At 64.1% G+C, this 14,757-nt stretch carries 12 protein-coding genes; 2 read left to right on the forward strand and 10 right to left on the reverse strand.

What is annotated here, in order from left to right; all coding sequences use genetic code 11:
• Positions 1-28 precede the first annotated feature (28 nt).
• Positions 29-358: a DUF6488 family protein gene (locus SAB01S_RS12550; protein ID WP_062733437.1), complete on the forward strand. Its 330-nt coding sequence runs from the start codon at positions 29-31 to the stop codon at positions 356-358.
• 42 nt (positions 359-400) lie between these two features.
• On the opposite strand, the gene SAB01S_RS12555 is transcribed toward SAB01S_RS12550, so the two are convergent.
• The 8 genes from SAB01S_RS12555 to SAB01S_RS12590 form a co-directional block, all read right to left on the reverse strand.
• Positions 401-1,732, reverse strand: coding sequence for an MFS transporter (locus SAB01S_RS12555; RefSeq protein ID WP_062733439.1), 1,332 nt, complete (start codon positions 1,730-1,732; stop codon positions 401-403).
• Positions 1,733-1,792: 60 nt separating this feature from the next.
• Positions 1,793-4,999, reverse strand: coding sequence for an efflux RND transporter permease subunit (locus SAB01S_RS12560; protein WP_062733441.1), 3,207 nt, complete (start codon positions 4,997-4,999; stop codon positions 1,793-1,795).
• Complete coding sequence (locus SAB01S_RS12565) at positions 4,989-6,236, reverse strand: efflux RND transporter periplasmic adaptor subunit (protein ID WP_062733443.1); 1,248 nt, start codon at positions 6,234-6,236, stop codon at positions 4,989-4,991. The genes SAB01S_RS12560 and SAB01S_RS12565 overlap by 11 nt, the downstream gene beginning before the upstream one ends.
• The gene (locus SAB01S_RS12570; RefSeq protein WP_062733445.1) at positions 6,236-7,516 is read right to left on the reverse strand and encodes a TolC family protein; all 1,281 of its coding nucleotides are present in this window, start codon (positions 7,514-7,516) and stop codon (positions 6,236-6,238) included. The genes SAB01S_RS12565 and SAB01S_RS12570 overlap by 1 nt, the downstream gene beginning before the upstream one ends.
• Positions 7,517-7,575: 59 nt before the next feature.
• A complete protein-coding gene (locus SAB01S_RS12575) occupies positions 7,576-7,989 on the reverse strand; it encodes a hypothetical protein (RefSeq protein ID WP_127691887.1) in 414 nt (137 codons plus the stop codon).
• A gap of 63 nt (positions 7,990-8,052) precedes the next feature.
• Complete coding sequence (locus SAB01S_RS18110; RefSeq protein ID WP_083951338.1) at positions 8,053-9,315, reverse strand: TniQ family protein; 1,263 nt, start codon at positions 9,313-9,315, stop codon at positions 8,053-8,055.
• Positions 9,233-10,156, reverse strand: a complete 924-nt coding sequence (locus SAB01S_RS12585; RefSeq protein ID WP_062733450.1) for a TniB family NTP-binding protein — start codon at positions 10,154-10,156, stop codon at positions 9,233-9,235. The genes SAB01S_RS18110 and SAB01S_RS12585 overlap by 83 nt, the downstream gene beginning before the upstream one ends.
• Positions 10,153-11,808: a TnsB C-terminal domain-containing protein gene (locus tag SAB01S_RS12590; RefSeq protein WP_169802572.1), complete on the reverse strand. Its 1,656-nt coding sequence runs from the start codon at positions 11,806-11,808 to the stop codon at positions 10,153-10,155. Before SAB01S_RS12590 ends, SAB01S_RS12585 begins: the two co-directional genes overlap by 4 nt.
• Before the next feature lie 176 nt (positions 11,809-11,984).
• Between SAB01S_RS12590 and SAB01S_RS12595 the strand changes: the two genes are divergently transcribed.
• The gene (locus tag SAB01S_RS12595; RefSeq protein WP_021245284.1) at positions 11,985-13,223 is read left to right on the forward strand and encodes a site-specific integrase; all 1,239 of its coding nucleotides are present in this window, start codon (positions 11,985-11,987) and stop codon (positions 13,221-13,223) included.
• Positions 13,224-13,371: 148 nt separating this feature from the next.
• Here SAB01S_RS12595 and SAB01S_RS18720 read toward each other — a convergent pair whose 3' ends face one another.
• Positions 13,372-13,875: a hypothetical protein gene (locus SAB01S_RS18720; protein WP_174401673.1), complete on the reverse strand. Its 504-nt coding sequence runs from the start codon at positions 13,873-13,875 to the stop codon at positions 13,372-13,374.
• 92 nt (positions 13,876-13,967) lie between these two features.
• A complete protein-coding gene (locus SAB01S_RS18115; RefSeq protein ID WP_021245286.1) occupies positions 13,968-14,732 on the reverse strand; it encodes a class I SAM-dependent methyltransferase in 765 nt (254 codons plus the stop codon).
• Positions 14,733-14,757 lie beyond the last annotated feature (25 nt).

Raw genomic sequence — 14,757 nt, forward strand, 5'->3', positions numbered from 1 at the left:
TCTCACTTCATTCTGAAAGGACATCACCATGCGTATTGCACTGATCGCTCTTGCCGCCTTCGCGCTCCACGCCGGCGCCGCGCTCGCCCATCCCGATCATGACGACGAGGAGCAGGAGGCCCGCACGCCCCAGCAGACCGCCCGCGACAATGTGATCCGGCTCGTCAGCCAGGCGAAGCTGCCGGCGAGCTGGTCGCGGGCAACCGTGGCGGGCACGCGCGAGCGGACCAGCCGGGGCCAGCACCAGACGATCGTGACCTTCCGCAACGACGCGGAATCCGATCCGGCACGCAAACTGTTCCATGTCGTGTTGACGACGGACGGCGCGTTCGTTTCGGGCGACTTCCGCCAGCCCTGATCCTCAAGGGACGCCGGGGCTATTCCCCCGGCGTCCCTATGCCTAGCGGATCGGCCAATGTGGATGCAGCTCGTCGATCATGAACGCATGGGCGGCGCGGCCTTCCGGATGGCCTTCGACCAAATGAGGATGACCCGGCGGCAAACCGTCATGGTCATGCGCCACCACTTCGGGGTCGTCCCTCGGCCAGATCATGAACGCGGTAATGGTGCCAAGCAGCCCCAATATGGCGGCGGCCGCGAACGCGAGGCCCATGCCGCCCAGCGCGCCGGTCTGGCCGGCGAGCGGATAGGCGACGAGCCAGCACAGATGGCTGAGCGCGAACTGCGCGGCGAACAGGGCTGGGCGATCTTCCGCGCCCGACGAGCGGCGCAGCAGGCGCCCACCCGGCGTGATGCTCGCCGAATAGGCGATACCGAGCACCAGCCAGCCCGCGAGGATCACGCCCCAGTAACCAGGTGCGGCATGGCCGCCCCATGAGACGGCCAGCGCCGCCAGCGCCAGCGTCATCGCGGCAGCCGCCGACAGCATCACCGTCCGGTCGGGCAGCTTGTCGAGCAGGCGTGGCAGCAACAGCGCGGCTAGCATCGAGCCGCCGCCGAACGCGGCGAGCGTGATCGCTACCGCGCTTTGCCCGCGCCCGAGCGCCGCCTGCACCAGCACCGGCGTATTGACGATCACCATCGCGCTCGCGGCGGCGGCGGCGAGCGTCACCGCGAGCAGCCCGCGCAACCGGGGCGTCTTGAGATAGAGCCGGGCGCCCCGCGTCGTGTTGTCGTAGATGCCGCCCTTCGGTTTGGCGGCGGAGCGCGGCAGCACCGTGGTCAGCACCAGCAGCGCCGAGCAGGCGAACCCGATTGCGGTGCCCGAGAACAGCCAGTGGAAGTTCATCACCGTCAGCAGCGCGGCGGCGAGCATCGGGCTGGTCAGGCTCTCCATGTCGTAGGCAAGCCGCGAGAGCGACAGCGCGTTGGTATAGTCCTTCTCTTCGGGCAGCACATCGGGGATGGTGGCCTGGAAGGTCGGCGTGAACCCGGCCGAGGCCGATTGCAGCACGAAGATCAGCACATAGACCTGCCAGACCTGATCGACGAACGGCAGCGCGAGCGCCACCAGTCCGCGGATCACGTCCATCGCGACGAGGAAGCTGCGGCGCGGCAGGCGGCTCGCATAGGCGCCGACGATGGGAGCGACGCCGATATAGGCGACCATCTTGATCGCCATCGCGGTGCCGAGCACCGCGCCCGCATCGGCCCCGGCGATGTCATAGGCAAGCAGGCCGAGCGCGACCGTGGCGAGGCCGGTGCCGACTAGCGCGATGACCTGCGCCAGGAACAGATGGCGATAGGTGCGATTGGCGAGAACCGAAAGCATGGCGGATGTCCTTGGTGGGTCCGCTCCCATGCGCGCTCGGCGCATGGGAGCGGCATGGGGTCAGCTTACGGCTGGCACGGTGTCCGGCCGCGTCCGCGCTTCCGGCTCAGCCTTGCGGCCATGCACGAGGCGGTAGAGCGCGGGCAGCACCAGCAATGTCAGCACCGTTGAGGAGAGGATGCCGCCGATCACCACGGTTGCCAGCGGCCGTTGCACCTCGGCGCCCGCGCCGACGTTGAAGGCCATCGGCACGAAGCCGAGGCTCGCCACCAGGGCGGTCATCAGCACCGGGCGGAGCCTCGTGAGCGCGCCTTCTCGGATCGCGTCCTCAAGGCCGCCGCCGGACTCGCGGAGCTGGCGGATGAAGCTCAGCATCACCACGCCGTTCAAGACCGCCACACCCGAGAGCGCGATGAATCCGACCCCCGCTGAGATCGAGAGCGGCATCCCCCGGATCAGCAGCGCCGCCACGCCTCCGGTGAGCGCCAGCGGCACGCCGGAGAACACGATGGCGGCGTCCTTGCCCGACCGGAACAGCCAATAGAGCAACCCGAAGATCAGCAGCAGCGCGGCTGGAACGACCAGCCTCAGCCGTTCGGCCGCCGAGATAAGCTGCTCGAACGTGCCGCCATAGCTCACCCAATAACCGGGCGGGACTTCGACTTCGGCGCCCACTTTCGCGCGCAGCTCCTCGATGAACGAGCCGAGATCGCGCCCGCGCACATTGGCGGTCACGACCACGCGGCGCTTGCCGTCCTCGCGGCTGATCTGGTTGGGGCCGATCACGACCTCGACCCTGGCCACATCGGCGAGCGGCACGAACCCGCGCGGGTCGGCGCCATTGCCGGCCAGTGGGATACGCAAGCGTCCGATTTCGTCGGCCTTGCTCCTGATGACCTCCGGTAGACGCACGATCACCGGAAAACGCCGATCGCCTTCGAACATCTGGCCAGCTTCCCGGCCGCCGATTGAGACGGCCACCACATCCTGGACGTCGCCGATGTTGAGGCCGAGCCGGGCCAGCGCCGCCCGATCGGGCGTGATCTGGAGGACGGGCAGACCCGTAACCTGCTCGACGCTCACATCCTGCGCGCCCTCGATGCCGCTCACCACCCCTTCGATCGACTGGCCGATCTCATGGAGCCGGTCGAGATCGTCACCGAACACCTTGATCGCGACATCGGCCCGAACACCCGACAGCAGCTCGTTGAACCGCATCTGGATGGGCTGGGTGAACTCATAATTGTTGCCGGGGATCGTCGCTGCCGCTTCCTGCATCTCGCGAACCAGTTCCGCCTTGGGCTTGCGCGGGTCCGGCCATTCGCTGCGGTCCTTGAGCATGACGAAGGTATCGGCGACCGAGGGCGGCATCGGGTCGGTCGCCACTTCGGCGGTGCCGATCTTTGCGACAATCCGCTCGACCTCGGGGAACTGCTTGAGCCGGGCTTCGAGCGTGGTCTGCATCCCGATGGCTTGTGTGAGGCTGGTGCCGGGGATGCGCAGCGCATGAAGCGCGATGTCGCCTTCGTCGAGATTGGGGACGAACTCCGATCCCATGCGCGTCGCGGCGAAGCCGGAGATCGCCACAAGGGCGATGGCCCCTGCGACGAACGCGACCCGCAGTCGCAAGGCGGCATCGAGCGCGGGTGCATAGAGCTTGCGCGCCCAGCCCATGAGGCGGCTCTCCTTCTCCTCGACCTTGCCGCTGACGAACAGCGCGACCGCCGCTGGCACGAAGGAGAGCGACAGGATCAGCGCGAAGCTCAGCGCCATGACCACCGTGATCGCCATCGGATGGAACATCTTCCCCTCGACGCCGGTGAGCGCGAAGATCGGCACATAGACGAGCGCGATGATGAGCACACCGAACAGCGACGGGCGGATCACCTCGGAGGTGGCCGACGCGGCCAGCGAGAACCGCTCTTCGCGATCGAGCAGACGCCCCAATCGGTGCTGCGCCTCGCCGAACCTGCGCAGGCAGTTCTCGACGATGATGACCGCACCATCGACGATCAGCCCGAAATCGAGCGCGCCGAGACTCATGAGATTGCCGGACACACCAGCACGGAGCATCCCGGTGATCGTCATCAGCATGGTGATCGGGATGACCGCCGCCGTGATGAGCGCCGCCCGTATATTGCCTAGGAGCAGGAACAGCACGACGATGACCAGCAAGGCGCCTTCGAGCAAGTTCTTCTCGACCGTGCCGATCGCGCGCTCGACCAGATCGGTGCGGTCGTAGATCGCCACCGCCTTGACGCCTGCCGGAAGCGCCTTGGCGGCTTCCTCAAGCCGCTCGGCTACCGCGCGGGCGACGATGCGGCTGTTTTCGCCCGCGAGCATGAATACGGTGCCGAGCACCACTTCCTGCCCGTTCTCGGTCGCCGCTCCGGTGCGCAGTTCTTCACCCATGCCGACATCGGCGACATCGGCCACGCGGATCGGCACGCCGCCGCGATTGGTGACGATGATCGACTTCAGATCATCGATTCCCGATGCCTGGCCCGGAACCCGGACCAGATATTGCTCGCCATAGCGTTCGACATAGCCGGCGCCGACATTGGCGTTGTTGCGGCCGAGCGCCTCGACCACATCGTTGAGCGTCAAGCCATAGGCCGAAAGCCGGTCGGGCAGCGGCGTCACATGATATTGCCGCTCATAGCCCCCGATGCTGTTGACCTCGGTGACGCCCGGCGTGTTCCTGAGCTGCGGCCGGATCACCCAATCCTGCAATGTGCGCAGGTCTTCGGCGGTATAGGGTTTGCCGTCCGGCTTGCGGGCATTGGGCTGCGCCTCCAGCGTATACATGAAGATTTCGCCAAGGCCGGTGGCGATCGGTCCCATCTCCGGCACGACGCCTTCGGGGAGCTGATCGCGCGCGGTCTGGAGCCGTTCGTTGACGAGCTGCCGCGCGAAATAGATGTCGGTGCCGTCGGCGAACACCGCCGTCACCTGGGACAACCCGTAGCGCGACACCGAGCGGGTATATTGCAGGCCCGGCAGGCCGGCGATCGCCGTCTCGACCGGGAAGGTGACACGCTGCTCGGCCTCCAGCGGCGAGAAGCCCGTAGCCTCGCTGTTGATCTGCACCTGGACATTGGTGATGTCGGGCGTCGCGTCGATGGGCAGGCGCTGGAAGGCCCAGACGCCGATCCCGCACAGCAGCACGACGATAGCGAGAACCGCCCATCGGAAGCGGATTGCGGCCGCAACGATATGTTCGAGAAAGCCCGTGCTTGCGGGCTCGGGGATGGTCTCAGTGGTCATGGCTGGCCCCCGACTTGTCGATGTCGGCCCGGATCAGGAACGCGCCATCGGTCACATATTCGGTGCCGGGTTCGAGGCCGCCGAGTATTTCGGTCCATTCGGGCGTGCGCCGCCCGATCTCCAGCATCCGCACCTCATAGGTGTTGCCGACCTTGGCATAGACGACCTCGAAATCGCGGAACCGCTGGATGGCCTTGGTCCTGACAGCGAGTGGCACATTCGCGGAGGCGACCGCGAACGATCCCTCGACGCCCATGCCGGGCCGGAAAGTCTGAGAGGCGGACGCCGGCAGATGGACGTGCGCCATCAATGTCTGGCTGGCGAGATCGGCGGTCGGCAGGATCGCCTCCACCTCCGCTTCAAGCCGCGCTTCACCTGACAGACTACGCAGCGACACACGCTGGCCGACCCGCACACGCTCGGCATCTCGGGGATAGACGAAGAACTCGGCATGGAGCTGGGTAGGATCCGCGATCACGAACAGCGCGCGGTCGCCGGTGGTGTCGCCGACATTGGCGTTCTTCTCGACGATGATGCCGCTGATCGGCGCCGTCACCGCATAGGTCTGGAGCGAATGGCTGGACTCGACGCGGAGCAGGGTCTGTCCCTTGCGCACGGCCTGACCGAGCTGGCCGGTCATCCACATAATCTGGCCGGGAAGCCGGGCACGAACATCGGCCTTGCCTTCGGGCGTGATCTCGATCCGGCCCGCCATGTCGATCAGCTCGGCAACCGTGGCGGAACCGGCACGCTCGGAACGCACACCGCCGGCCTGCGCCGCCTGGGCCGCGATGGTGGTCCGGCCTTCGTAGGAGGCATAGGTCCAGTTGTGGGTCCGGCCGCCTTCGACCGCGCGGACCTTCACGTCGAACGAGTGCGGCTCGATCACCACGCCGCCGCCGCGCAGATAGTCCTCCTGCGGCGTGAAGGCGAAGCGATCGACCTTGCCGCCGAGGCGCGACAGCTCGATGGAAAGCTGCACGTCGCCCGGCGCCATCGGCTTGTCGTTCCGATAGGCATAGACGTGGAACTCGGGATCGACGCCATCCTCGAAGATGGTCACTTCGAGCGCAAACTCGCCGTCGCGCAGCATTCGCCCGCGATGCGGGCCGCGTTCATATTCGCCTGCGGCGGCGGCCTTCGGTTCGGTGGTCTCAGTCGTTGTCGGGGACTCGCCGCAACCGGCGAGCAGGGCAAAAGCGAGCAGCGTGCCCGCGATAGGAATGGATCGTGTCATCAGCGGTTCTCCGCGCTGGCAAGAAGGGGAGCGTGGCGGCCGGTCAGCCGGTCGAGACGGACGCCCGCGAGGTGGAAGCGGCGCAGCAGCTCGACCCGTCGCGAGCGCGCATCGGTCAGGGCTTGGCTCGCCTGGTTGATTTCGAGGAAGGTGAAGGCCGTCCCGCCGCGCGCAAAGCCGTCCTGCACCAGCACCAACGCGCGCTCGGCGCTCGGCAGCACCTCGCGGTCGATCCGGGCGATCTCGGTGGCAAGCGCTGCACGCTCGGGCACGAGCCGGTCGATGTCGCGGCGGATTTGCGCCCGCGCCACCGCGATCTCGGCCTCGGCCGCCTCGGCGTCGGCATTGGCGCGCGCGACATTGCCGCGATTTGCGGCGCGGCTCCCGAGCGGGATCGAGCCGCCGACCATGATCGCCACGTCATTGCCTTGCCCGAAGTGGCGCAGGCCTACGCGCGCGGTCGGGTCGGAGACATTGCCGGTCTCGGCGAGCCGGACCCGCGCACCCGCCGCATCACGCTCGGCTGCGAGCAGGGCAAGGTCCGGGCTGTCATCGTCCGATGTCATCGCCGCGTTCACGATGGCGAAGGGCGCCGTATCGAGGCTGTAATCGCTACCGCCACCCCACCAGGATGCGAGCGTGGCGCGCGCGATGCGGGCGTTCTCGCGCGCCTGGTCGAGCGCGATCCGAGCTTGCGCCACGGCGGTTCTCGCCCGCTCGCCCGCGAACAGCGGATCGAGCGCACGGCCCACGCGCCGGGCGGTTTCCGCTTCGACGCGCTGGGCGGCGGCGAGCCGCTGCTGCGCGATCGGAATCGCCGCCTCGGCCGCCAGCGCCTCGACCCACGCGGCCTGGACCTGCGCCATGAGATCGAGCATCCGCAGGCGATTGCGTGTCGAGGTCGCGTCGAGATCGGAACGGGCGGCGCCAATCCGTGCCTCGCGCTTGCCGCCGCGTTCCCAGGTGCGTTCATACCAGGCCGTGGTCTGGGAGCGATCGACCGGTGAATAGGGGCCGGTGCCCATGAAATCCTCGACATCGACGCCGATAACATCGCGCGGCCGCACGTCGGCCTGGGTGATGGCGGCATCGGCCGCCCGGAGCCGCGCGGCATTGGCCGCAACGGAAGGATCGCCGGACGCGACGCGCGACAACGCATCGGACAGGCTGAGGGTCTGCGCCGCGCCGATCGAAGGCGCGGACAATGTGGCCAGCGCTGCGCTTATCGCAAGCGTGCGCCGCAGACGCGCCGATGGGCGCGCAACAAGAAGGGAAAACATGACAGAGACGGCCTCACGAGCAGGCGTGGCAGATGCCGCGCCTCATGTGACGCGGCGGCTCAGCTTGGGATCGCGAGGCTCTTGGGAGGTCGTTCGGGGCCGGAAATGCGCAAGCTTGGTGTCTGGTTATCCGGCGCAAACCCATGCAGCGCGCCGGACAAGACGAGTTGAGCAGCCTCCGCTGCAGCCGTCACCGGTACAGCCGATCCGCCATCGCCATGATGGTGATGGCTGCCGGGCAGATGGTCGGCCGGATCTTTGTCGCCGGGTTGGGGCGCGTGATGATCGTCGGCATGGTCTTGTATGATGGAAGTTTCGCTGAACAAGGAATGGTCGTGTTCGAACGAAACACCCGGCGCATGCTGGATCTTGTCGATAGACGTGGAGAGCGAGGTGCCGGCGAAGACGACGGCCAAGGCGATACAAAGCATCGCCCAAAACCGGTTCGCGAGGAAGAGCCTCGAAATGCGCATGGATGGGGTTCTAGCCGGTGAAGGGCGGTGGCTCAATCAGGAACTACTTCCCACGACATGGAATCAGATTTGGCCGGTGGAACGGTTAAATTTGGTTTGTTCGTTGGACGATGAATGCGCGAATGCGTTGCGTATCGCTCGATGCGCCGCTTCCAGCTTTGAGATCATGAACCGGCGAGCCATTCGCTCTCGTGCGGCTTTGATCTGAAGGATAAAGGCGGAAGACCAGTGGCCGTCTGCCATCAGCAAGCGATCGAGCCCGCCGCGATCTGTCCTGGCTATGAACTTTTCGATCGCTGGCGGTGCTTCAGGACCAAAAAGCGCGGCACCTACATCGGGATTGGTTTCGATGATGCCGCAAGCGGCGGCAAGCAGGCACCGGCGCAGGAGCGGCGATGCGGTGGCCAGCGGGTTGCGAGTGTCGCTCGAATAGAATTGGAGACCGATGTAACCGGGCGTCATCGCATCGCACGCGAAATCGTTCAGCGCGATATTCCGTGTCCTGCACCACCAATATTCGTCGTTTGGCGGCTTCTTGGTCAGGAGGCTGCAAACGTCTCGAACCTCGTTGAGGAGTTGGCCGGCCGACGTGAAGTTGAAGCGGAACTGGTCAGGGGTCCTACCCCTAATCGCGCCCATGCATTGCTGCTCGAACGCAATGATATGATCCCAGCGGACCAGGGTATCCTTCCCGGCATAAAGGGCCGGCGCCGAGGTTCTTTCCATCGGTTGCCAGCAGGCTTCGCAAATCATCCGCAGCGGACCGCGCGCGGGCATCGCAAATCGCCATGTCCGCGACCCGCAACTATTGCAACGATCCTCCAGCGGCCAGCGGTGCCGATGGCAAAAGCCCACGGCGGCCAGCACCCACTGACGCCGGACGTGTGCTGGCCGGTCGGATGCGAAATCTTCCGCGAGACACCGGCTGCACCAACTGACGTGCAACCGTGGTATCGGGATCAGCCCCGTAGAACTGGCTGACCCTGGGAGGTGTTCCCAGGCCAGAAAATCGGGCGGCAAAGCGGGATAATGTTTCGCGAGACTATGTTCGACCAAGCACGCTGCCGACACGTTGAGGTCGTCGGCAGTCGCATTGATCCAGGCCATTGTCGGGCGAATATCCGGGTGGCGCCAGTCGCCCATGCGATCTCGGACAGCCTTTGGCGCCGGTAGCCCTCGCCCTCGGCGGGAATGGCGCTGACGCGCGTGCCAGGACGTCAGCAGTTCGTCAGCGAAAGGATATTCATGCCGCACGGCGCCGCAACGCCCGCTTGGTACTGGCGATGACTTGCATCGAGACGAGCGGGAGCAATAGTTGCTCATCATCGAAGCTGTCGGCGTCGATCATCTCGCGGCCGCTTCGGATCGCCGCGATTGCGACAGCCTCCATCAATCGGAATATTCGGCCTGTCACGCCCTCGCTCAATGCGATGACGCGCTGGCGGACATCAGGTTCATCGAGCAGGGAAGGGCGGCGCAAAGGCAGCAGACCGGCGAAGCTCGCCATGAGCTGGCGCAGGGCGTGATCGTTGCGCCATGGAGACAGCTCGAAGGCGGCGAAGCGGTCGGCGAGATTAGGATCGGTGAGTATCGCGATACGTGCATCTTCGGTGCCCGCGCACACGATCGGGATTCTGAGGTCGTTGGTCAGAAAGCGAATGGTGTTGAGAAAAATCCGCTGTTGGCGCGGCGAGCCTGCCAGCATCTTGTCGATTTCGTCGAGGACCAGCACCTTCGTCCCGAATTCCCCAAGGGTGCGACGAGCCAGAGAGCGCAGTGATCGCAGGGAGATATGGTCGAACTCGGAGTAGTTCATCGCCAGCATAAGCTCGGTGTAGAACTCGTCCTCGGTAGGCTGTGGCGGCATCTGCACCTTGACGACAGGCATGATCGTAAGGCCGGCGCCTTTATCATACCGGGTTGCGTGCAGCTCTGCGAAGCGATTGAGGATCTCGCTTTTGCCCATACCAGTGGAACCGAAAAGCAGGAGGCAGGGCATGCGGCCGCGCGGGGGATAGGTCAGCAGATCTTCTAGCCTGCCGAGCGCGGCTTCGGATTGTGGCAGCGATAGCCATCGATCGCGTCTCAGCCAGTCGATGCGTTCGTCGTCGGATAGCCCTGCCTGCTCGCGATATGCCGGAAACAGGTGATCGTAAAGGTCGGTCATAGTCGCTCCTCGATCTGGAATGGAACGATAGGCGCGCTATCCTCCGGCTCGGACGATACCGGCAAAGCCATTGAAGGGGCTGCGGTGGCAGGAGGAAGGCCAGCCTCCAGAGCATAGGCGATGCGCTGGGCGGATTTTCGCGCTGTCTTGGTCTTGTGGGCCGCTTCGAGGACGATGCGCCGCTGCTCGTTCACCATGTCAAACAGCGATTGCTCGTCGACGGCCTGGCGCCCGCGCTCGCGCAGTGCTCGCACTGCCAGGTCGTGCTCGAACTTCGTGATGGCAGGCCGTCGCCGATCACGAAGCGGAACCGTCAAATGCTCGGTATCGGACAACTCGACGTAAACAGCCGAGAGGTTGAGCGGATTATATTTGATCGGGAGCTTGTGGTCGCAGTTCGCGATGAGGCCGGCCAGACTGCCATGCCAGTAGAACGCATGGAACAGCTCGATCCCCTCGCGCCTGACCTTCCGCATCTCAAACGGGAGAAAGTTGAAAAGGAAGCGAGCGGGATCGGCGGGGAGCCGGAGCGGATCAGCGCGGTTGCCCAGCCCGTCGGCCCAGGCCGTGAGCGGCGGGACGCCAAGCTCGCTGTGAATCGAGCCATGATAGACGCCGACTTCGAGCGCGAACCACTGCTCGAACTCGCGCAGCGTCATACAGGCCCGGCCTTCGGCGTCATAGTCGCCTTTGGCCTTTATGTTTGCAAAGGTCGTACCGGGCAGGAGATGCACGGCGCCGACCGCGGTTCCGATCAAGCGTTCGATGTGGCCACCGTAGTGCGGCGTGCGCCGGGGGCGGTGCTTGAGGTCGATGCCATGCTGCTCGCAGCCGCGCTCGAGTGCCCGGGACCAAAACTCTGCGGCATTGTCGAGATGCAGAGTTTCGGGGATGCCGAAAACGGGATAGTCGAGGTTGATCTCCCGCTCCTGAAGCCAGGTTGCCTTCGGCAGGACTGCATGGCGGATCGCCATGCCTACAGACGTGGCTGAGGGTCTCTCAAGCGAGATGTAGAAGCCCGGAATGACCCGCGTCGCTACGTCGATCTGAAGGGTCAGCGTTGGTCGACCAAGCGGTTTGCGGAAATGCTCGTCGACGATGATGATATCGGCAGGTGTGTGGTCTATTTGTACGATCTGCAGCGGGTAGTCGGCAGTGTAAGATCGCGTCACGGGTCGGTATCGATCAGACGCTGCCTTCGCACCGTCGCGCGCCCTGGTGAGGCGTTCTCGGTCAATCGCGGCAACGCGCGCGGCGATGGTCTTGCGTGTCGGGGCGCGAAGGCCGCGTTCATAACAGGCATGCCGAATCTCGCGTAGCAATCGCGCGAGGGTCGGCTTGGGGCGCGTCAAGTAGAACCGCTCGATTTCGGAGGCGACTACCTGGTCGATCTCCGGCGCCAATCGGCGACGCCCTTTGGGAAAACCTTCGGGCCGATCGACCAGGGAGCTGGTAACGGGCTCTGCGCGATAGCGGGCGACAAGCTCAAAAACGCGCGACCTGCTCAGGCCCAGCTCCGCGCTCGCATTCAACATCGCGGCGCGGGTAATCTTGGGCAGGCTGGCAAGCGAACGAATAGCCGGCTCGCGATTGCAAGCAATGCTCCAGGCTGTAGAATCCGCTCTCGTAAGAGCTGTGCCCGTTTCGGCCATGACCTATCCCCGATCTTGCCAGGGACTCGTGTTGCCGGGTCCACCGGTATTGTATCAGAAACGGGATGGACGGGCGAGAGTCCGGAGGTATTTGGGATAGATGAAGATTGAAAAACCTAGCAATTTCGGTCTGTCGGTTTGGTCAAGCTGACAGCCGCTGAGGAGCGTGGCGCAGGATGGGCACCGAAACCGGCTTAGAAGGGTCAGAAAACGCTGTGGCGGCGCCTGAGGCGATCCTGCCAACCGTTAGCGCGCCGGCCGACCTTGCCTGGACGATCGTGCAGATGCGCGCGGGCGAGCGCATTGCCGTCAACGAGGCGCTGATCGCCGCCTATCAGGCCGCTTCGTCGCCTCACAGCATCCGCGCGCTCAAGTCCGACATCGAAGCATTCGACAGCTGGTGTCGGCGCACCAACCGGATCGCGCTGCCGGCGACGGCTGAGACCGTGGCCGATTATCTGGATGCGCGGGCGGGGAAGGGGAGCCGTCCAGCGTCGCTATCCCGGTACAAGGCGTCGATCGCCAAGATTCATCAACTGCTCGACCGCCAGGATCCGACGCCGGCGCCGCTGGTCAAGTTGCGGCTGCAGGCCGTGCGCCGTGAGAAGGGGACGGCGCAGAAGCAGGCGCGGCCGCTGCGGTTCAAGGGCCCGGTGCGCGACGTCGAGCGTGACAAGGCGCGTGGGCTCAACATCCGCGCGCTGCTAGAGAGCTGCGGAGACGATCTGCCGGGCCTTCGCGATCGTGCATTGCTGTCGGCGGCCTATGATACCGGCCTGCGAGCCTCCGAACTCGTGGCGGTGGCCGTCGAGCATATCGAGGAGGCGATCGACCCCGAGTCACGCCTGCTGCAGATCCTGCGCAGTAAGGGCGATCAGGACGGGGAGGGGGCGACCGCCTATCTTAGCCCCCGCACCGTCGCGGCGATCATGGCCTGGACCGAGGCTGCCGAGCTATCGGCCGGGCCGCTGTTCCGGCGGGTGCAGGTGCGGCGCTACAAGGCGCGCGCCGCCGTGCGCGGTCGGGCGATCGACAGCATTTCAGGTCGTGAGGCTTGGGACCTGCGCAAGACACTCTCGAAGCCTGCCGTGAAGGCGCGCGTCGAATATGACATCGGCAGCCTGGCGCTCCACCCGGGCTCGATCGGGCCGATTTTCCGGTCGATCATCAAGCGGGCGTTCGACCTCGGCGCGCTGCCCGATCTGACAGCCGAGGATTTGGCCAGATTGCTAAAAGGGATCAGCGCGCACTCGACACGGATCGGGCTGAACCAGGATTTGTTCGCGAGTGGCGAGGATCTCGCGGGTATCATGGATGCTTTGCGGTGGAAGTCGCCACGAATGCCACTGAGCTACAACCGTAATTTGGCCGCCGAAGCGGGCGCCGTCGGCCGCCTGATGGACAGGTTGAAATGACCGCGCCCGGTATCGACAGCTGCTCCCTAGCCCCTTTGTATTTCGAGGCCTTCTTTGGTGCCAGCACGGGGCGGTGCAACGGCTTTCTTAGATTGTGCCCAAGGTGTTGTCTAATCGCGAACCGCTGAGCAAGCACCTTTTCGCAACATCACTGGGCTGCCGTGGCGGGATGACAGGCAGCTGCAGTCATAAAGATCGACAGGCTCGGTACCCTGGCGCCTTTAAGGTGGGCGCTGCCAGGAGCATGGTTGTCTGCGCGGTCGACATGTTCCGCCGCATGATGGGTTTCGCAAGAGAGGCCTTCCAGTGTGGTGCGCGCATTTTGCCGACAGTAATTGCAACTGGAACGTTGTTGGACGGAATGGCCTGACCAACGTCCCGACGAGACGACCGGGCGCCGGATACCGGCGTGATCGGCTATGGTTTTTCCTTCTAGCTTCCTCGTGAACTGGTTTAAGGCTTTGCGTTTGCTGACCTGTCGAACAGCTCGCCAGTCTTCAGCATCTGATGCATTATGACTGCCAGCTTGCACGCGTCGCTCTGGTGCCCCGCAAACGAGCTGCTTCCCGAGCTCTGCGGTCTGGCTGCGCATGCTGCGCCATGCTTCGAGGATGGGCAAGATGATCCGCTCCAATGCAGCATTGGTGCTCAAAAGGCTCCGGACGTGCCCTTCAAAGACTCGTCCGGAACCCTTGGGAATGATCAAACCGAATCAGCAACGGAAGTCGATAATGCATTGCAGCGTCACTTTTGGCGATTATCTGATCCGTCGATCCTCCGTCCCGTTAGCAGGCCTTTGGCGCCCTTGCCTTCGAACTTGAACTCGAAGTCTCTCCAGGTTTTCCTCCAGCGTCGCGCCACGTATCTTTCTCCTGGTCTTGCTGCATCATCGAGCATGATAAGGCCTCCCGGTGCGATACGTTCGAAAAGGCGTTCCGCCATTCCTCGGGTAAAGGGATGTATTGACCAAGGCGGTCCATCTATGACAAGCAGATCAATTGTCTTTGGAAGGTGATGCAAGACATACCATAATCCAGGCCAGGCCTTGTCCCGAAAGTTCAGCGGAGCATGGCTGAAACTTGCCGACAGGTGGTGCTCAGCGAGCCAAATGCCCATCTGCTCAACGAACGGTTCATACTGATCGTAGCTGTATAAATGCCCGCCACCGTGAAGCGACAATGCTTTGGCGATAACCAGCGAAGTTACTCCGGAACCTAATTCCACAACATTTTTCGGTTGTCGGACTTCAATCTCATCAACAATCCTGTGAAGAAGGTAAGTGTCTGCTTTCCAGCTGCCAAGATGAGGCAAGGCGTCCTGTTCAAGGTTTATACGCTCAAGAACAGCATTTTTTTCAGCTTTGTTTCCCCCATAAAGGCTTTTCAACAGCCAAGGCCATTGGATGAGCGCAAAGAATAGCTGGAACAGGGTTTCGCCCTTTGTGCGCGCGGTGCCTGTTTCCTGCGGCATCTTTTTGGCCAGCATGCCGGTCAGATTTTTGGTCGTCAACTTTCGTCACCTTCGTTATGGATAG

Origin of the sequence: Sphingobium abikonense NBRC 16140 (genome assembly GCF_001598335.1) — a bacterium.
GTDB lineage: Bacteria > Pseudomonadota > Alphaproteobacteria > Sphingomonadales > Sphingomonadaceae > Sphingobium > Sphingobium abikonense.

What these genes read in the sequence shown, in the direction of transcription:
- SAB01S_RS12565 (WP_062733443.1), bottom strand. Translation starts at nt 6,236, where the DNA reads ATGACACGATCCATTCCTATCGCGGGCACGCTGCTCGCTTTTGCCCTG.
- SAB01S_RS12550 (WP_062733437.1), top strand. Translation starts at nt 29, where the DNA reads ATGCGTATTGCACTGATCGCTCTTGCCGCCTTCGCGCTCCACGCCGGC.
- SAB01S_RS12555 (WP_062733439.1), bottom strand. Translation starts at nt 1,732, where the DNA reads ATGCTTTCGGTTCTCGCCAATCGCACCTATCGCCATCTGTTCCTGGCG.
- SAB01S_RS12590 (WP_169802572.1), bottom strand. Translation starts at nt 11,808, where the DNA reads ATGGCCGAAACGGGCACAGCTCTTACGAGAGCGGATTCTACAGCCTGG.
- SAB01S_RS18110 (WP_083951338.1), bottom strand. Translation starts at nt 9,315, where the DNA reads ATGATGAGCAACTATTGCTCCCGCTCGTCTCGATGCAAGTCATCGCCA.
- SAB01S_RS12570 (WP_062733445.1), bottom strand. Translation starts at nt 7,516, where the DNA reads ATGTTTTCCCTTCTTGTTGCGCGCCCATCGGCGCGTCTGCGGCGCACG.
- SAB01S_RS12575 (WP_127691887.1), bottom strand. Translation starts at nt 7,989, where the DNA reads ATGCGCATTTCGAGGCTCTTCCTCGCGAACCGGTTTTGGGCGATGCTT.
- SAB01S_RS12585 (WP_062733450.1), bottom strand. Translation starts at nt 10,156, where the DNA reads ATGACCGACCTTTACGATCACCTGTTTCCGGCATATCGCGAGCAGGCA.
- SAB01S_RS12595 (WP_021245284.1), top strand. Translation starts at nt 11,985, where the DNA reads ATGGGCACCGAAACCGGCTTAGAAGGGTCAGAAAACGCTGTGGCGGCG.
- SAB01S_RS12560 (WP_062733441.1), bottom strand. Translation starts at nt 4,999, where the DNA reads ATGACCACTGAGACCATCCCCGAGCCCGCAAGCACGGGCTTTCTCGAA.